We start from the raw sequence: 18,392 nt of genomic DNA on the forward strand, positions 1-18,392 counted from the left end.
CACAATGCACGATGAATCCACGGTGCCGGGCCGAAAATCCGCCCTCGGCACCAACGTTCACTTCCTCTACTTCTTCGGCGCGCTCGGTGGCATTCTTTTCGGCTACGACCTGGGCGTCATCTCGGGCGTGCTGTTGTTCATCAAGGACGCGTGGGAGTTGTCCTCGGTCACCAAGGGCGTGATCGGCGGCTGCTTGGCGGCGGGCGCGATCCTCGGGGCCGCAGCCGCGGGCCGCCTGACCGACCGGCTCGGCCGCCGCCGCACCATCATGATCGCCGCCGCGGTCTTCGGGCTCGGCGCGCTCGGGTGCGCCGCGGCCCCGAATGTCACGGTGCTGGTGATCGCCCGTTTCGTCACCGGTATCGCGGTGGGTTGTTCGTCGGCGACCGTTCCCACCTATCTATCCGAGCTGGCCCCGACCCGGGCGCGCGGCGCGCTGTCGACGCTGAACCAGCTGATGATCGTCTCGGGCATCCTGCTCGCCTACATCGTCGACTGGATGCTATCCGGTTCCGGCAACTGGCGCTTGATGTTCGGCGTCGCCGTCATCCCCGCGGTGGCTTTGTTCGCCGGTATGACCGTGCTGCCCGAAACGCCGCGCTGGCTGGTGAAAGCCGGCCGCGAAGACGAAGCCCGCGCCGTGCTGGCGGGCACTCACCGTTCCACCGAAATCGACGCCGAGCTGGACAACATTCGCAGGGTCGACCAGCTCGACGTGGCGCAGCGGGGCAGGCTGCGCGACCTGTGGGCGCCCTGGGCCCGGCCCGCGTTGCTCGTCGCGCTGATTCTCGCTGTCGGCCAGCAGTTCTCGGGCGTCAATGCGGTGAACCTCTACGCGCCCACCATGTTCACCGATCTCGGCTTCGGCAACTCCACCTCGCTGCTGGCGGCCATCGTGCTCGGCGCGGTCAAGGTGGCGTTCACCGCGTGGGTGATCTTCGTGGTCGACCGGTGGGGCCGGAAACCGTTGCTGCTGCTCGGCAATGTCTGCATGGCGGTGTCGCTGTTCTTGCTCGGCGTCGTCGTGCTCACCGTGGACAACAACACCGTCACCGGCTTGACCACCCTGATCCTGCTCAACGTCTATCTGGCCGGTTACGAACTCGGCTGGGGCGCGGTGGTCTGGGTGATGATGGCGGAGATCTTCCCGCTGCGGGTGCGCGGTGTCGGCATGGGCGTGGGCAGCGTGGTGCTGTGGAGTTCGACCTTCGCGATCACCTTCCTGTTCCCGGTGATGAACGACCATCTGGGCCTGGCCAAATCGGCCTGGTGTTTCGCCGGCGTCAGCGTGGTGATGTTCCTGCTCGTCCAGCGGTTCGTCCCGGAAACCAACGGCCGCAGCCTGGAAGAGATCGAGCTCGAGCTGCGTGCCCGGGTCGGCGGGCAACCGACGGGACAGCAGGCGTGACCGTCGTCTATGTGTCCAACGCCGACAGCCGCGAGATCTCGGTGCTGCGACTCGACGCCACCGGCGGGCTGACGCCGGTGGCCGCGGTGCCGGTGGACGGAACGGTGATGCCGTTGGCGGTGTCCCCGGACCGCCGGTATCTGTACGCGGGCCTGCGTTCGGAACCGTTCTCGGTCATGGCTTTCGGTATCGAACCGACGAATGGAGACCTGATCGGACTCAGATCGACCGTACTGCCGGACAACATGGCCTATTTGTCGACCGACCGCACGGGCCGGTACCTGTTCGGCGCCTCGTACAGCGGCGACCAGATCTCGGTGCAGCCGATCGCCGCGAACGGCACCGTCCGCCCGCGGCCGGACGAGGTGATCGCCACTGTCCCGCACGCACATTCGATCGTCGTCGATCCGGCCGATCGTTTCGTGTTCGTCGCCGTGCTGGGCGGCGATCACGTCCTGCAATATCGCTTCGACGCGACCTCCGGCAGGTTGACGCCGAACCGGCCCGCCGCCGTCGAGACCCCGCTCGGCGCGGGTCCGAGGCATCTCGTGTTCCATCCGAGCGGCCGGGTGGTCCTCGCCTGCCACGAGCTGGACGGCACCGTGCAGAGCTACCTGTTCGATCCGGCGGCGGGCACGCTGACCCCGGCCATGTCGAGGTCTGCGCTCCCCCATGCCTTTTCGGGCAGCCCATGGGTCTCGGAGCTGCGCGTCACGCCGGACGGCCGCTACCTCTACGTCTCGGAGCGCACCTCGGACACCCTCGCGGGCTTCCGCGTCGACGGCGACACCGGAGCGCTCGAGCCGATCGGGCACACCCGCACCGAGGCGCAGCCGCGCGGTTTCGCCATCGATCCGCGCGGCCGCTTCCTCGTCGCGGCGGGACAGAAGTCCCACGCGGTGACCTGCTATGCCATCGATCCCGCGACCGGTGCGCTCACCGCCGTGCACCGCCGCACGGTCGGCCGCAACCCCAACTGGGTCGAGATCATCGACCTGCCCGGCGCATGAGCACCGCGGCACACGACGATCGGTCGCACCGTCGAACCCGGTACCGGGTCGGCTTGCCCGATGCGCGGCGGCAGCCCTCCGACGCGGGCAGGCTGGGCCTCATGGTTTCACTCGAACAGGTGCGCGGCTTCGTCATGGTCGCCGAGGAGCGCAGCTTCCGCCGCGCGGCCGACCGGCTGCGGATGACCCAGCCCCCGCTCAGCAGGCAGATCCAGAAGCTGGAACGCGAGATCGGGGTCGAGCTGTTCGACCGCAGCCAGCGGCAGGCGCAGCTGACCCCCGCGGGCGAGGTGTTCCTGATCGAGGCGCGCCGCCTGCTCGCCCTCGCCGAGGGCGCGCCGGGGACGGCCCGCCTGGTCGCCGCGGGCGGGGCCGGAACGGTCCGCATCGGATTCACCGCGACCTCCGGGTTCGGTTTCCTCGGCCGCTTCCTCAACCACATCGAGCAGGGCCTGCCCGGCGTCGAGGTGGTGCTGCGCGAGATGGTGAGCTCGGTTCAATTCGAGAATCTGCGCAGCGGCAAACTGGACCTGGCGCTGGCCCGGCCACCGTTCGACCGCACCGAATTCGACTGCGAGCTGGTGCATTCCGAGCGGCTGATGCTGGCGGTGCCCGCGGACCATCCGCTGGCCGAGCCCGGCCCGATCGCCGTGGAACGGCTCGGCGGCGAGACGCTGCTGGTGTACGCGCCGGGCCCGGCCCGGTATTTCGCCGACCTCGTCGCGGGAATCCTTGCGGCCGTGCCCTATACATCGACGCACGAACTGACGCAGGTGCACACCATGCTCGCCTTGGTCGCGGCGGGGCGCGGTCTGGCCTTGGTGCCCGAAACCGCCGGTCACCTCCATCCCGACGGCGTGCGGTTCCGGCCGCTGGACGGCGTCGACGATCCGGTTGTCCTGTACGCGGTGTGGCGGCGCGACTGTGCGAATCCGGCGCTGCACCGGGTCGTGCAGTTGCTCGACCCGCCGCCACCCGCCCATTGAAAGGAACACGATGTCACATCTGTCCGCCGCGGAACTCGGCCCGGCCCTGGGTCAGGGTTTGCTGTCCTTCCCGGTCACCCACTTCGATACCGAGCTCGCCTTCGACGAGGCCGCGTATCGCAAACACATTGCCTGGCTTGCCCAGTACGACGTGGCCGGCTTGTTCGCCGCGGGCGGCACCGGTGAGGGCTTCTCGCTCACGCCCGCGGAGATCGATCAGGTGGTCCGCGCGGCGGTCGCCGAAACAGCAGGCCGCATACCGGTCATCGCCCCCGCGACAGCGGGCACCGCCGCCGCGGTCGAACAGGCCAGGGCCGCCGAAATCGCGGGCGCGGAAGGCATTCTGCTGCTCCCGCCCTACCTGACCGAAGCCGGGCCGGAGGGCCTGGTGGAACATGTCGCCACCGTCTGCGCGGCGACCTCGCTCGGCGTCATCTTCTACAGCCGCGCCAACGCCACCTGCAACGACGTGACGCTGGCGCGGATGGCCGACCGCTGCCCGAACCTGATCGGATTCAAGGACGGCGTCGGCAATATCGAGACGATGACCCGGATCTACGCCCGCCTCGGCGACCGGCTCACCTTCATCGGCGGCCTGCCCACCGCGGAGACCTTCGCGTTGCCGTACACCGAAATGGGCGTCACCACATACTCTTCGGCCATCTTCAACTTCCTGCCGGAGTTCGCGCTCGCCTTCTACGCGGCGGTGCGCGCCCACGATCGGGACACCGTCTATCGGCTGTTGCGCGCCTTCGTGCTCCCCTACCTGGATATCCGCGATCGACGTCCGGGCTACGCGGTCTCGATCATCAAGGCCGGGCTGGCCGCGGTCGGCCGGCCCGCCGGGCCCGTGCGCCCGCCTCTGACGAACCTGACCGAAACGGAACTGGCGGAACTGACGGAACTGACCGCGCGGGTGCGGACGCTCGGCGAGGCGCAGTCGTGAGCCGGTGCGACACGATCACCGCGGTCGACCTCTACTCGGTCGCGCTACCGCTGCCCACCGGCGTCAGCGACGCCAAGGTGCTGACCGGCAGGCAGCAGCCGATGACCGAGGTCGCGGTGCTGTTCGCGGAGATCACCACCGCCGCGGGATGGTCCGGTCTCGGCATCGGCTACGCCAAACGTGCGGGCGGCCCGGCGCAATTCGCCCACGCCGGCGAACTCGCGCCCCTGCTGCTCGGCGCAGATCCCAACGACATCACCGCACTCTGGGACCGGCTCTGCTGGGCGGGCGCCTCGGTCGGCCGCGGCGGTCTCGCGATGCAGGCCATCGCGGCGTTCGATATCGCGCTGTGGGACCTGAAGGCCAGGCGCGCGAACCTGCCGCTGGCCAAACTACTGGGCGCGCACCGGGATTCCGTGCGGTGCTACAACACCTCCGGCGGCTTCTTGCACGCACCCGTCGAGGAGATGCGCGACCGCGCCGAGGCGGCGCTGGCCCGCGGCATCGGCGGTATCAAAATCAAAGTGGGCCACCCGGACCATGCCGTGGACCTGGCCCGGGTGGCGGCGATGCGGGCGGAACTCGGCGACGCGGTGACCCTCATGGTCGACGCCAACCAGCAGTGGGACCGGCCGACCGCCCGCCGCATGTGCCGCGACCTCGCACAATTCGATCTGGCCTGGATCGAGGAACCACTGGACGCCTACGATTTCGCCGGCCACGCGCGGCTGGCGGCCACCTGCGCCACCCCGATCGCCACCGGCGAGATGCTGACCAGCGCCGCCGACCACACCCGGCTCATCGGCGCGGGGGCGGCCGACATCATCCAACCGGACGCCCCACGAATCGGCGGCATCACCCCGTTCCTGCGGGTAATGGCCCGCGCCGATAGTGAAAACCTGCAACTGGCACCGCATTTCGTGATGGAAGTGCATCTGCATCTGGCCGCGGCCTATCGCGCAGAACCGTGGGTCGAGCATTTCGAATGGTTCGACCCGCTGTTCGAGGAAAGCCAGGTCATCACCGACGGACGGATGCATGTGTCCAGCCGACCCGGCCTCGGCCTGACCCGCAGCGACCGCGCCCGCGACTGGACCGTCGCCGATTTCTCGATTCATGCCTGACTTCTCGGAGGAACTCATGGACACCGCACCGGACGAGCTGGCCCGGATCATCGACGCGGCCGCCGCGGCCGCCGCAGTGCTGGCGGACACCACACCGGCCGACCGCGCCCGCTGGCTGCGACAGATCGCCGACGCGCTCGAAGCCGCCGCCGACGAGCTGATCCCGTTGGCCGCGGCGGAAACACACCTGCCGGAACACCCACGGCTACATGGTGAATTGGCGCGCACCACCTTCCAGCTGCGCCTATTCGCCGAGGTGCTCGCCGACGGTGCGTTCCTGCGCGCGACCGTCGACCACGCCGACCCGCAGTGGCCGATGGGACCGCGACCCGACTTGCGTCGCAGCGTAATTCCGCTCGGGCCGACGGTGGTGTTCGCCGCGAGCAACTTCCCGTTCGCGTTCAGCGTCGCGGGCGGCGATACCGCCGCCGCGCTCGCGGCGGGCTGCCCGGTCGTGCTCAAAGCGCATCCCGGACACCCGAGCCTGTCCGAACGCACCGGCACGATCGTGCGAGACGCGTTGCGCGCGGCCGGCGCTCCGGCGGGCACGTTCGCCGTGGTCCACGGAATCGAGGCGGGCACGACCGCAGTACGCCATCCCGCGATTGCCGCGGCCGCGTTCACCGGCTCGGTGTCCGGCGGGCGTGCGCTGTTCGAAATCGCCGTGTCGCGACCGCGGCCGATCCCGTTCTACGGCGAGCTGGGCAGCGTGAACCCGGTCGTGGTGCTACCGGGGGCGATTCGTGCGCGCGGCCCGGAGATCGTCGCGGGTTTCGTCGGCTCGTTCACCTTGGGCGCGGGCCAGTTCTGTACCAAACCGGGCCTTTTGCTGCTGCCGTCGGATCACGGCCTCGACGAAACCCTCGGTGCGGCGGTTGCGGCCGTCCCCGGGCAACCTCTGCTCAACCCGCGCGTCACAGCGGGCTTCCGGTCACGGCTCACCGATCTGATCGAATACCCCTCGGTCACCGCGCTTTCCGCGCCGGACACCACCGACGACCTGGTCAGGCCGACATTACTGCGCGTGAGCGCAGCGGACTTCCGCGCCGCAGGCGACCTGCTCGCCGCCGAATGCTTCGGTCCCGCCGCACTGGTGGTCGAGTACCCGAGCCACACCGAGCTGCGAACACTGCTGCGCCAGCTCGAACCCGGCCTCACCGCCACGATCTGGGCCGAGGACGACGAATTCGAGACCGTCCGGGAACTATTGCCCGCGCTGACCGCGCTGGCAGGCCGCCTGCTCTGGAACGACTGGCCCACCGGCGTCACGGTGTCCTGGGCCCAGCAGCACGGCGGCCCCTACCCTGCGACCACGGCCCCCGCCACCACGTCGGTGGGCACCGCCGCGATCGAGCGGTTCCTGAGACCGGTGGCCTGGCAAGGCTTCCCCGACGAGCTGCTACCGCCCGCACTGCGCGAGGACAACCCTTGGCGACTGCCGCGCCGCGTCGACGGAAAGCGGGACTGATCATGTCCAGCCGCATCACCGACATCCGCCTCACCCCCATCCTGATCGCCGACGCGCCGCTGCTCAATGTCGGCGGCGTGCACCAGCCGTACACGCCGCGACTGATCGTGGAACTCGAAACCGACAGCGGCACGGTCGGTCTCGGCGAGACCTACGGCGACCGGCAGTATCTCGCCCGCGCGGCCGCGGCGGCGCCGAGCCTGATCGGCCTGCCGGTGACCGCAGTCAACGCCCTCCGGCTGCTCGACGGCGACCGGCCGGATACCCAGGTGCTGGCGGCCAATCCGATCGCGGGCGGACTGCGCGGCACCCTCACCACGGACAAGGTCCGGCTCAGTGTGCTGTCCGCCTTCGAGACCGCCGCACTCGACGCACTCGGCCGCGAGCTGGGCCTGCCCGTGCACGCGCTGCTCGGCGGCAAGGTTCGCGATCGCGTCGACTATTCCGGCTATCTGTTCTACAAGTGGGCCGAGCACCCGATGCCCGATGCGCCGTCCGACGACTGGGGTGAGGTGCTCGATCCGGCCGGCGTGGTCCGGCTTGCCGAGATGTTCAGCGCCCGAGGCGGATTCCGCTCGTTCAAGCTGAAAGGCGGTGTGCTGCCGCCCGCGGCCGAGGTGGCCGCGATCCGCGCGCTGGCCGAGGCGTTTCCCGGCCATCCCCTTCGCTTGGACCCGAACGGCGGCTGGTCGCTCGCCACCGCGACCGCGGTCGCCGAGCAGCTCACGGGCGTCGTGGAATATCTCGAGGATCCCACCGCCCGCCTCGCCGACATGGCCGAACTGCACCGACGGACCGGAATGACCTTGGCCACCAACATGATCGTCACGGCCACCGCCGAGATCCGCCCCGCGTTCGACGCCGACGCGGTCCAGGTGGTGCTGTCGGACCATCACTTCTGGGGCGGCCTGCACGCCACCCGCGAGCTCGCCGCGGTCTGCCAGGCCTACGGCAAGGGCATCTCCATGCACTCCAACACCCACCTCGGCATCAGCCTGGCCGCCATGACCCAGGTCGCCGCCACCGTCGCGCACCTCGACTACGCCTGCGACACGCACTATCCGTGGCAGCCGGAGGACGTCATCACCGAACCGTTCGGCTTCACCGACGGCGCGCTCACCGTCACCGACACTCCGGGCCTGGGCGTCGAACTCGACCGCGACGCGTTGGCCCGGCTGCATCGGCGGTGGCAGGAACTGCCTGCCATGCGCGAGCGCGACGACGTCGCGGCCATGCGTGTCGCGGTCCCCGGATATCACCCGCCTGGTTCGCCGAAGTACTGAACTCCTTGCGATCCGGGGCCGTATTCATTGCGGAATGGTCATTCGACTATCTACTGTCGTGTCTTCGGCACGACGGCTGGATCGCACTGGTCACGCCGCGGTGTGATCCGAGAGGAGCGGAAAGCAGATGGATCTCCAGGACGTCGTCGCCACGGGTCTGGTCGAGCAGCGCGAACTACTCGAACAGGGGGCGCTGTCCAGCCGGGAACTCGTGGCCGCCACCCTCGACGGCATCGACGGCGCCGCGGATCTCAACGCGTTCACCCGGGTCTTCCACGAGCAGGCCCGCGCCGAAGCGGTCGAGCGGGATCGGGAACGGGCCGCCGGTCCGGTCGGCCCGCTGCACGGCATCCCGATCGCGGTCAAGGACGAGATCGACATCGCCGGTTTCGTGACCAGCTTCGGCACCCGGGCCAATACCTCCCCCGCGCGGGCGGACGCGGAGGTGATCCGCCGGTTGCGCGCGGCCGGCGCGATCATCGTCGGCAAGACCACCATGCCGGAGTTCGGGCAGTGGCCGTTCACCGAGTCGAGCACCTTCGGCGTGACCCGTAATCCCTGGGACCGGACCCGCACCACGGGTGGTTCTAGCGGCGGTTCGGCCGCCGCGGTCGCGGCCGGCCTGGTCCCGGTCGCGATGGGCAGTGACGGCGGCGGCTCGATCCGGATCCCGTCGGCCTGCTGCGGCCTGTTCGGGCTGAAGCCGCAGCGCGGCCGGGTGCCGGTGGCCCCGAGCGACCATCTCTGGCTGACCCTCGGCGTGCTCGGCCCGCTGGCCCGCGGCGTGCTCGATGCCGCGATCGTCTTCGACGTGATCCGCGGCAACGTGCCCGGCGCCCGGTTCACCGCGCCCGAACCCGCCCGCTCGTTCGAGCAGGCGGCCCGGGAGCCCGGCGCGCCCCTGCGCATCGGCTACAGCACGAAATCGGTGACGCCGCTGGCGAAACCGGACCCCGAGCACGTGCGCGCGGTCCGGGACACCGCGAAACTGCTTACCGAACTGGGACATTCGGTTTTCGAGGTGGATCCCGGCTACCACGAATCCACGCACGCGTTCTATCCGCAGTTCTTCGGCGGCGTCCGCGCCGAAGCCGCGGAGGTGGAGCATCCGCAGTTCCTGGAACGCCGCACCCGCCAGACGGTCCGGATGGGCGCCTGGGCGCGCGGCCCGGTCCTCGACTGGGCGATTCGTCAGGGAGAAGCCTTGGCGCGCAAGGCCGATCGCGTCTTCGCCGACTGCGACCTGCTGCTCACCCCCACGCTCGCGGGTCGCCCGCCGCACATCGGCGTGCTCGACGGCGCGAACACGATCGGCGCGCAGCTCGCCTCCATCCCGATGATCGCCTACACCGCGCTCTGGAATGTGACCGGCCACCCGGCGGCCTCGCTGCCCGCCGGTGTCGGTGCGGACGGGCTGCCGCTGGCGGTGCAATTGGTCGGGCCGAGCAACGGTGAAACGACGATTCTGGCGGTGGCCGCGCAACTGGAGCAGGCTCGGCCGCACCCGCGCCCACCTGCCTGAACACCGCCCGGCAGGCCGCCGCGCGACCGGCTAGTTACGAAGATAATTCAAACAACCGATAGACTCGCGAAGAAAATTCGGTACCGTCGGGGCATGCGTAAGAGTGAATCACCCGTCGGCGGGGGCGCACCGGCTCAGCTGGTGCACCCGCCTGCCGGTGTCCCGATCGATGATATCGACCGGATCCTGCTGGACAACCTCGCCCGCGACGGGCGTATGACGAACAATGCGCTCGCCGCGGCCGCGGGCATCGCGCCCTCCACCTGCCTCGGCCGGGTGCGAGCCCTGGTGGAGCGCGGGGTGATTCGCGGATTTCACGCCGATATCGATCCGGCCGCGCTGGGCCGCAGCCTGCAGGCGATGATCGCGGTGCGGTTGCGCGCCAGCGCACGTCAGCAACTCGCCGAGTTCGGCGAGCAGATGTCGGAATTCGAGGAGGTGCTCAACGTGTACTTCATCGCGGGCGCCGACGACTACCTGATCCACGTCGCCACATCGCACACCGACGAGCTGCGCCGGTTCGTGCTCAACAATCTCAGCGAGCATCCGGCGGTCGCCTCGACCGAGACGATCCTGATCTTCGAGCACATGCGCCCGCGCACGAATACCCAGGGCTGACAAGGGCGGCCGGCCCCACCGGCCGGCCGCCCTGCGCACTGCGGTCCCGACTCAGGCCACCAGGCTTTCCGCGACGTAACCGTGCGCGGCCGCCACGGACTCCGAAAGCAGCACGCCCGCATGGGTGCTCAGGCCGTCGGCGAGGCCGCGGTCCGCCGCGACCGCGTCCCGCCAGCCGCGCTCGGCCAGCGAAACCACGTACGGCAGTGTGGCGTTGGTGAGGGCCACGGTCGAGGTGTAGGGCACCGCGCCGGGCATGTTCGCGACACAGTAGAACACCGACTCGTGCACCCGGTAGGTGGGCTCGGCGTGCGTGGTCGGCCGCGAATCGGCGAAGCAACCGCCCTGATCGATCGCGATGTCGACCAGCACCGAACCCGGCTTCATCTGTGCGACAAGGTCGTTGGAGACCAGCGTCGGCGCCTTCGCGCCCGGCACCAGCACCGCGCCGATCACCAGATCGGCCTGACGCACGGCCTTTTCGATCTCCAGGCGGTTGGACATGATCGTGCGCACCTGACCCTTGTACTGCGCGTCGATCTCCCGCAGCCGGGCGATGTTCAGGTCGAGCACGGTCACCTCGGCACGCATGCCGTGCGCGATGTTGATCGCGTTGCCGCCGGAAACGCCCGCGCCGATCACCACCACGTTCGCGGGCGGGGTGCCGGGCACACCGCCCATCAGCACGCCGCGACCGCCGCCGTTGCGCATCAGGTGGTAGGCGCCGGCCTGCGGGGCCAACCGGCCCGCGACCTCGCTCATCGGCGCGAGCAGCGGCAGCGAGCCGTCCTTGGCGGTGACGGTCTCATAGGCGATCGAGGTGATGCCCGAGCTCAGCAGCGCGTCGGTGCACTCCTTGGAGGCGGCCAGATGCAGGTAGGTGAACAGCACCTGCCCCTCGCGCATGCGCCCGTACTCCTCGGCGACCGGCTCCTTGACCTTGAGCACCAATTCCGCTGTGCCCCAGACCTCGTCGGCGGTGGGCAGGATGCGCGCGCCCGCGACCGTGTAGGCCTCGTCCTCGAATGCGGAGCCACGACCGGCGCCGGTCTCGATGTACACCTCGTGCCCGCGGGAGACGAGTTCGTGCACACCGGCCGGGGTGATCGCCACCCGATACTCGTGGTTCTTGACCTCGCGGGGTACCCCGATCTTCACCTGCGCTCCTGAATGTCGATGTCGGTCGATAGTCGATCCGCATGATGTGGACCGTTACAGGTAAAATTATGAAGATCATGCAAGATCAGGTCTAGATCTATGAAGATAATTCTAGAATTGGCCCGACAGCTCGACTAATCATCAAACAAGACCTGGCCCTGGGGGGCTCATCCGCATGATCTTCGGCACAGTTGCTTGCTCAGCCGTCGAGACCCTGAGCCAAGATCGGCCACGAGTCGTGCAGCGCGGCCTGCCAGTACGGCCAGGAGTGCGTACCGAAGTCCGTGTAGCGGACGGTCGCCGGGACGCCGTGCGCGCGCAGGTCCGCATCGAACTCGGTGGTGCAGTCGTGCGCGAGCGACTCCAGCACGATCGAGTTGAACGTGTCCTCGGGATAGTCGGCGGTCGGGTCGTAGGTGAAGTCGGCGCGGCCCGGCACACCGCTGGCCGTCGAGAGATAGATCTGCTTGCCGCGAAGTTCCTCGATGTGCTTGCTCGGATCGTGGGCGGCCCACTCCGGGTCGCTGCGGGTCCCCCACATGTTGTCCGGGTCGCCGCCCTTGATCGTCACCGCCGACCGCACCGTCGCCTGATCGAGTTTGTCGGAGATCAAGCAACCGCTGTAGGCGGCCATCGCTCGATACAGCGCCGGATGCCGGAACGCCAGCGTCGCCGCGGCCTGCGCGCCCATCGACTCTCCCGCGATCGCGTTGCGGCCGTTGCCGTCCAGCAGCCGGTCCAGCAGCGGCGGCAACTCCTGCGTCAGGAACGTTTCCCACCGGTTGTGGCCGAGTTTCGGATCATCGCGCAACCAATCGGTATAGAAGGACCCCGGCCCGCCGACGGACATCACCACGTTGACGGTCTTGTCCGCGAAGAACTGCACGATGTCGGACTTGCGGGTCCAGGTGCTCTGCGCCTCCTGGTCGGTGGCGCCGTCGCCGTCGAGCAGATACAGCGTCGGATGCGGTGCGGTGCCCGCCACCGGATGCAGCACGTCGAGTTGCATCACCCGGCCCATCGCGGGCGAGCGCACGAACACCTCCGCCCAGCGATCCGATTTCGGCTCGATGTGGTCGAGTACCGCTTGCGGTTGCGCGCGGGCCGGGGCGGGCGTGAGCGAGAGCGACATCAGCACCAGCGCGAGCACGGCGACCAGACAGCCGACGGACCGGGATGCGGCAGCACGAAGCGAGAGGCCGAGGGACAAGGTTCGTACCGTCCTTGCTGACGAGAGGCGACGCGGTCCGGGCCGCCGCCGGTCGGCGCGGCCGACCGGTTCGCGCGGTGTGCGCCGGTCCTGCTGGAACAGAGTTCGAGCAGTGTGCGTCGAAGCAGCCCGGCGCGCAGTAACAAACCTCACAGTCGGTTAGCCGTCAGTCACCCCTAGGATACAACTTGTGTCTAAGACGTATTCATCGGCCGAGCAGGCCTATCGCGAGGTCAAGGAGCGCATCCTCACCGGCACGCTGGCCGGTGGCGAGCTGATCAGCGAGGGTGAGATCGCGGCCGACCTCGGCACGTCACGCACGCCCGTCCGGGAGGCCTTCCTGCGGTTGGAGACCGAAGGGTGGATGAAGCTCTATCCGAAACGCGGCGCCCTGGTCGTGCCGATCCCGCCCGACGAAGCCGAACACGTCGCCTATGCCCGCTACGTGGTGGAAGCCGCCGCCGTGCGCGCCCTCGCGTCGACCGACCGAAGCGCGCTGACGACCCAGATGCGCCACTCGCTAGACCGCCAGCGCGAACTGGCCGCCGCCGGTGACCTCGACCAATTCGCGTTGGTGGACACCGACTTTCATCGCTCCTATGTCATCGCGGCAGGCAACCCGCTGCTCGCGAGCTTCTACGACTCGCTGCGCGAACGGCAGCGCCGGATGAACAGCGTCGCGCTGCGTCGCGGGCCGATCGACATCGATCGAATCATCGAGCAGCACGCCCACCTCGCCGAACTGATCGAAACCGGTGCGGTGGAGCGTTTCGCGGGCGCGCTCGCCGAACATCTGTCCGGCGTGCACCAATTGGAGCTGAAGGGACTGTGATGGCCGCCTCGACCACCACCGCCCCGCCCACGTCCACCCGCGTCACCTCGCGGCAGTGGTGGGGCGTCGCCGCGACGATGTTCGCGATCGCCTGGGGCGGAAACGAATTCACGCCGCTGCTGGTGATGTACAAGAACCACGGGCTGCCCGCCACCACCGTGGACCTGCTGCTGTTCTACTACGTGCTCGGTATCGTGCCCGCCCTGCTGATCGGCGGTCCGCTCTCGGACCGGTACGGCCGTCGCGCGCTGCTGCGGCCCGCCCCGCTGATCAGTGCCGCGGGCGCGCTGCTGCTGGCGTTCGGCTCCGCGTCGGTGCCGATGCTCGCCGCCGGACGCGTATTGTGCGGCGTCGCACTGGGTCTCGCGATGGCCGTCGGCGGCAGCTGGCTCAAGGAACTCGCCCAGCCGCCGTTCGGTCCCGCGCAGCCCGGCGGCACCGGGGCGCGTCGTTCGGCAATGAGTTTGACGGGCGGCTTCGCGGTCGGCGCGGGCCTGGCCGGTGCGCTCGCCCAGTGGGCGCCGTGGCCGAACGAGCTCGCCTACCTGATCAACGTGGCGCTGTGCCTGATCGCCGCCGTGTGGGTGACCCGGGTGCCGGAAACCGTGATGCCGCAGGCGAACCCCGGCCGGTTGCGCGACGACCTGAAGGTGCCCGCGGCCGGACACCGGCGCTTCCGCTATGTCATCCTGCCGGTCGCCCTGTGGTTGTTCACCTCCGCCGGCACGGCTTACGCGATCATGCCCGCCCTGATGGCCCCGCATCTGCGCGGCGCACCGATCGCCTTCTCCGCGCTCATCTGCGTCATCACCCTGAGCTGTGGTTTCGCTATCCAATCCGTCGCGCGCCGGATCGACAAACCCGGCACCGCCCGGGCCGCGGTCGTCTCCCTGCTCTTCGTCACCGGCGGAATGGTTACGGCCACTTGGGCTTCCGGCGCGCTCACCTTCTGGGCCACGCTCGCGGTCGCCGTCGTCCTGGGCGCGGGCTACGGTATCGGCCTCGTCGCCGGCCTCCAGGAGATCGAACGCATCGCCCGACCCGACGACCTCGCCGGCCTCACCGCCGTCTTCTACTCCGTCAGCTACCTCGGCTTCGGCGTCCCCGCCCTGCTCGCCTCCCTCCACGAATCCGCCGCCTTCACCTACCCCGCCATGTTCGCCGTCGCCACCCTCGCCGCCCTGGCCTGCCTCGCCCTGGTAGCCGTCAACTACCGCACCGGTTCGCTCATCGGCAAAACCGATGGCGGATCGGGGGTGGGCGTTGTTACGGTTTCTCGGCGCTGAGTACAGCGTCGTGAACTTCGATCAGAGCCGGTCCGCCGGCGGAGAGGGTGTCTATGCCCCGGATTGCGCCGCGCGCGCCTCGAGGCGTCGGCGGTAGCCGCATCGGTTGCCGTCGCGCACGTACAGCTGAACGCCGCTAGCACTTTCGAGGCGCGCTCGGCCTGCTCCTGCTGTCACTGCATCAATCAACAGCCGAGGAGTAATCCGAGTGTCAGACAACACTTCGCCCAATTCCGGACCCAGCGCAGCGCTGCGGACCGACACCTTCACCTGCGTCCGCTGCGGCCTCGTCGTGGCGACGCTCGCGCCGGACAACAGCTGGCGTAATCACTGCCCGAGCTGCCTGAGTTCCCGGCACACCCATGATCAGATCGAGGGTGGCACCTCCGACTGCCGGGCCCGGATGGCTCCGCTGTCGATCGCCGTGCTGCGCACCGGCGAATGGGCCGTGGTCCACCGCTGCACCCGCTGCCAGGAACTGGCGCTGCATCCCGTGTGCGGCGACGACAACCAGCTCATCCTGATGCGGATGGCCGTCCGGCCGCTCGCCGAGCCACCCTTCCCGCTCGAAGTCTTCGGCGATCTGTAGGGGTGCGCCATGCCACGACGCAAACCGGCGGCCCGCCGGCCACAGCGGGCCAAACACGTATTGCACGGCCGCGCAGGCGAATCCGGCGAGTCGTTCCGCTGCGTCGGCTGCCGGATGGACGTGTCCGTCACGGCACCCGGCACCGCGCACCGCAACCACTGCCCGCACTGCCTGTCCAGTCGCCACGTGGACGGGCGGGTGCCCGGCGATCGGGCGGCGACCTGCCGCGGGCGGATGGTCGCGGTCAGCATGTGCACCCGCGACGACGGCGAATGGCTGCTCGTCCACCAGTGCCTCCCCTGCGGCGCACTGAAGACGAACCGCATCGCCGGCGACGACAACGCACGCGCACTGATGCGAATAGCGTTGCGCCCGTTGGCCGACCCGCGAATCGGCCACCGAGCGCTGCGCGCGCTGTGACCGGGTGGCGCTCGCTCCCCTCCCGGGCGAGCGCCACCCTGGCCTGCCACCGACTCCACGCACCGGCCGGTCACGCGACAAGCCAGTGTGCGGCCGCTGTGGCGCAGGACCCGTCAGTGCTGCGCGCCGAAGGCGACGGCTTCGGCCAGCACCGTGCCGATGTCGTCGCCGTACGCGGCGAGTTCGGCGCGCAGCGCCCGCTGCGCGTCGGTGTCCGCGCCGTTCAGCAGCGCTTTCAGCATGGTCTCGTTGACCACGTCGGCCGGTGTGGCGATCAATCCGGTCATGGCGAAGAAGGTCAGGAAGGTCGGGTCGAACGCCGTACCGTCACCTGTGAACTGCTGGGTCATCCGCTCCAGCGCCAGGTCGAAGTACTTGTGCAGCAGTGGGATACGCGCGAACGCGGGCCCATTGTGCACGACCCCGGGCCAGCGCAGGTCTTCGAGCGCGCTGAGCCACCACGCCGGATAGGACGCCTGTTGCAACCGCCGGAGCATGTCGAGTTCACCGCCCGGCCCGTGCTCCTCGGCCAGATATTCCGCGACCGCCTCGGCTTGGATCGCCGCGACGGTCATCCCCTGCCCGTAGATCGGGTCGACGGTGCACATCGCATCGCCGAGCACCAGCAGACCGGCTGGCCACCGCGTCATCTGCTCGTAGTGCCGCCGGACGCAAACCGGAATCCGGAACCCGCGCGGCGCGGTCAACGGCTCTGCGCCGCAGAGCGCTTCGGCCATGGCCGGATTGATCAGTTCGGTGAGTCCCGCGTCGAACCCCGCGGCGTCGACGGGCGGATACTGCCCGCCGATACCGGACAGGCACGCGCTCCAGACGTCGTCTTCGATCCGTTTCAACACCCCGCCGGCGGGATTGCCTGTCCGGTAGTCGTTTTCGATGACCACCAGGGCCGGTACGGCAGGCCGGTCCCGCGGCACCCGGTAGTAGCGCGTGCTGTACCCGATGCCGGAGGTGACCGTCTCGTCCGGCGGCGCTTGAAATCCGAGCTGCGAAAGCCATTGCGGGAGTTTCGACGACCGCCCGCTCGCGTCGACAACGAGATCCGCCGACAGAGTCGTCGTCGCCCCGGATACGTCGCCTCGGCAGCGCACGCCGGTGATCCGCGTACCGTCCCCGGCCGCGACGAGTTCGACGACTTGCCGCTCATAACCGAAGCGCACGTTCTCGATCGCGCGTACGCGGTCGCGAATCGCCTGCTCGACAAGCCCTCTGCTGTAGAAGGCACCCTGCTCCGGGCTGGGCATCGTCATCGTCCCGTACCGGTTCGTCCAGGTCAGCGTCGCCTCCGCCAACGGAAATGCGCCGAGCCGCAACACATCGTCGAGAAAACCCGGCAGCAGGCGTTCCAGGACCTGTTCCCCACGCGGCAACATCTGGTGCAGATGGAAGGTCTGCGGCACACCGCGGCGGCGAACTCCCGGCCCCGGCTCGACATCACGGTCGAGTACCAGCACCTCGGTGTAGTGTTCGGCCAGCACGCGCGCCGCGAGCAACCCCGCGATCCCACCGCCGATCACGATCGCTTTCGCCCGCCCGTCTACCCGCCTCTGCGTCATGCTTCGACGTTAAGCACGCCGTCGGCGATGCGCCTCACACCGCGGTGCGAATCCCGTGTCCCCCGTGGGTATGAGCCTTACCGCTGCACCGCGAGCCGCACGCCGAGTCCGATGAAGATGCCGCCGGTGGCCACCTCGATGCGCCGCCGCGCGGCGTGCCGGCGCCGCAGCCAGCCGCCGATCCGGCCCGCCAGCACCCCCACCGCACCGTCCACCAGGAACTCCAGCACGATCATGATCGCGCCGAGAATCGCGAACTGCAGCCAGATCCGGCCGAGCGACGGGTCGATGAACAGCGGGAGGAACGCGATGGTGAACGTCACCATCTTCGGATTCAGCAGGTTGGTCAGCAGCCCCGACAGATAGGCCTTCCGCGCCGAGACACCGACTTCGCGCTCATCGGTAGGCAGACTGCCCCGGTTCCGGATCGCCTGCACCCCAAGGTAGATCAGATACGCGGCACCGAGGATCCGGACCACGGTGAAGGCCGCGGGCACCGCCGCGAACAGCGCCGCCAGCCCGGCCGCGGCGACCGCGATGTGGATGGCCTCGCTCGTCGCCACCCCGGCGGTCGCGTACAGCCCGGCCCGGGGCCCGCCGCGCATCCCGCACCCCAGCACGAACAGCATGTCCGGCCCCGGCGTGATCATCGCGACGAAGGTGGTGGCCACGAAGGCGAGCAACAGACTTTGATCAACCGGCATGGGCCGATTCTCGCAGTGCGCGAGGACGGTGGCGAGCCGGTAGAAGCCTGGTCAGTCGGCGGGCGGCAAGCGGAACCGGAAAATCGCCCCACCGTCGTGCGCGGACTGCGCGGTCACCGTGGCCCCGTGCAGGTCCGCCACCTGTTTGACGATCGCAAGGCCGAGTCCGTGGCCGGGCTTACCGCGACCGTTGGTGCAGCGGTAGAAACGGTCGAAGATATGCGGCAGATCGTCGAGCGGGATACCGGGGACCA

General features: G+C 69.2%; 18 protein-coding genes. 13 read left to right on the forward strand and 5 right to left on the reverse strand.

From position 1 onward, the window contains the following. Positions 1-4 precede the first annotated feature (4 nt). The 9 genes from TY25_RS30720 (at position 5) to TY25_RS30760 (ending at position 10,365) form a co-directional block, all read left to right on the forward strand. Entirely contained in the window at positions 5-1,408 is a 1,404-nt protein-coding gene (locus TY25_RS30720; protein ID WP_042261969.1) for a sugar porter family MFS transporter, read from the forward strand. Next, positions 1,405-2,418 (forward strand): lactonase family protein, encoded by a 1,014-nt coding sequence (locus tag TY25_RS30725; RefSeq protein ID WP_042261971.1) that lies wholly within the window; start codon positions 1,405-1,407, stop codon positions 2,416-2,418. The genes TY25_RS30720 and TY25_RS30725 overlap by 4 nt, the downstream gene beginning before the upstream one ends. A 101-nt stretch (positions 2,419-2,519) precedes the next feature. Beyond that, positions 2,520-3,404: a LysR substrate-binding domain-containing protein gene (locus tag TY25_RS30730; protein ID WP_042262010.1), complete on the forward strand. Its 885-nt coding sequence runs from the start codon at positions 2,520-2,522 to the stop codon at positions 3,402-3,404. A 10-nt stretch (positions 3,405-3,414) separates the two neighbouring features. Further along, entirely contained in the window at positions 3,415-4,350 is a 936-nt protein-coding gene (gene kdgD / locus TY25_RS30735) for a 5-dehydro-4-deoxyglucarate dehydratase (protein ID WP_042261973.1), read from the forward strand. Next, positions 4,347-5,474, forward strand: coding sequence for an L-talarate/galactarate dehydratase (locus TY25_RS30740; protein WP_042261975.1), 1,128 nt, complete (start codon positions 4,347-4,349; stop codon positions 5,472-5,474). Before kdgD ends, TY25_RS30740 begins: the two co-directional genes overlap by 4 nt. Beyond that, on the forward strand, positions 5,467-6,942 hold the full coding sequence (locus TY25_RS30745) for an aldehyde dehydrogenase (NADP(+)) (protein ID WP_201773726.1): 1,476 nt from the start codon (positions 5,467-5,469) through the stop codon (positions 6,940-6,942). Before TY25_RS30740 ends, TY25_RS30745 begins: the two co-directional genes overlap by 8 nt. 2 nt (positions 6,943-6,944) lie before the next feature. Continuing rightward, complete coding sequence (locus tag TY25_RS30750) at positions 6,945-8,225, forward strand: enolase C-terminal domain-like protein (protein ID WP_042261978.1); 1,281 nt, start codon at positions 6,945-6,947, stop codon at positions 8,223-8,225. Between the two features lie 127 nt (positions 8,226-8,352). Next, on the forward strand, positions 8,353-9,747 hold the full coding sequence (locus TY25_RS30755) for an amidase (RefSeq protein ID WP_042261981.1): 1,395 nt from the start codon (positions 8,353-8,355) through the stop codon (positions 9,745-9,747). 93 nt (positions 9,748-9,840) lie between these two features. Beyond that, positions 9,841-10,365, forward strand: a complete 525-nt coding sequence (locus tag TY25_RS30760; protein ID WP_014984109.1) for an Lrp/AsnC family transcriptional regulator — start codon at positions 9,841-9,843, stop codon at positions 10,363-10,365. Between the two features lie 51 nt (positions 10,366-10,416). Here the strand turns inward: TY25_RS30760 and ald are convergent, their stop codons facing one another. Continuing rightward, entirely contained in the window at positions 10,417-11,523 is a 1,107-nt protein-coding gene (ald, locus tag TY25_RS30765) for an alanine dehydrogenase (protein WP_014984108.1), read from the reverse strand. 199 nt (positions 11,524-11,722) lie between these two features. Beyond that, on the reverse strand, positions 11,723-12,733 hold the full coding sequence (locus TY25_RS30770; protein ID WP_081869209.1) for an alpha/beta hydrolase: 1,011 nt from the start codon (positions 12,731-12,733) through the stop codon (positions 11,723-11,725). 190 nt (positions 12,734-12,923) lie between these two features. Between TY25_RS30770 and TY25_RS30775 the strand changes: the two genes are divergently transcribed. The 4 genes from TY25_RS30775 to TY25_RS30790 all read left to right on the forward strand — a co-directional run bounded on the left by TY25_RS30775 (position 12,924) and on the right by TY25_RS30790 (position 15,860). Continuing rightward, positions 12,924-13,565, forward strand: coding sequence for a GntR family transcriptional regulator (locus tag TY25_RS30775; protein WP_042261983.1), 642 nt, complete (start codon positions 12,924-12,926; stop codon positions 13,563-13,565). Next, positions 13,565-14,851 (forward strand): MFS transporter, encoded by a 1,287-nt coding sequence (locus TY25_RS30780; RefSeq protein WP_063602776.1) that lies wholly within the window; start codon positions 13,565-13,567, stop codon positions 14,849-14,851. Before TY25_RS30775 ends, TY25_RS30780 begins: the two co-directional genes overlap by 1 nt. Before the next feature lie 208 nt (positions 14,852-15,059). After that, complete coding sequence (locus TY25_RS30785) at positions 15,060-15,440, forward strand: RNHCP domain-containing protein (protein WP_042261986.1); 381 nt, start codon at positions 15,060-15,062, stop codon at positions 15,438-15,440. Positions 15,441-15,449: 9 nt separating this feature from the next. After that, the gene (locus TY25_RS30790) at positions 15,450-15,860 is read left to right on the forward strand and encodes an RNHCP domain-containing protein (RefSeq protein ID WP_042261988.1); all 411 of its coding nucleotides are present in this window, start codon (positions 15,450-15,452) and stop codon (positions 15,858-15,860) included. 113 nt (positions 15,861-15,973) lie between these two features. On the opposite strand, the gene TY25_RS30795 is transcribed toward TY25_RS30790, so the two are convergent. From TY25_RS30795 to TY25_RS30805, 3 genes are all read right to left on the reverse strand, one after another. Continuing rightward, positions 15,974-17,434: an NAD(P)/FAD-dependent oxidoreductase gene (locus TY25_RS30795; protein ID WP_052383293.1), complete on the reverse strand. Its 1,461-nt coding sequence runs from the start codon at positions 17,432-17,434 to the stop codon at positions 15,974-15,976. Between the two features lie 77 nt (positions 17,435-17,511). Continuing rightward, positions 17,512-18,138 carry a LysE family translocator gene (locus TY25_RS30800; protein WP_042261992.1) on the reverse strand — a complete coding sequence of 209 codons (627 nt, stop codon included), beginning with the start codon at positions 18,136-18,138 and terminating at the stop codon, positions 17,512-17,514. Between the two features lie 51 nt (positions 18,139-18,189). After that, the coding region (locus tag TY25_RS30805; protein ID WP_042261995.1) for a sensor histidine kinase at positions 18,190-18,392 on the reverse strand (203 nt) is incomplete at its 5' end.

The sequence above is a fragment of the Nocardia brasiliensis NBRC 14402 genome, from assembly GCF_000308475.2.
Taxonomy (GTDB): Bacteria; Actinomycetota; Actinomycetes; order Mycobacteriales; family Mycobacteriaceae; genus Nocardia; species Nocardia brasiliensis.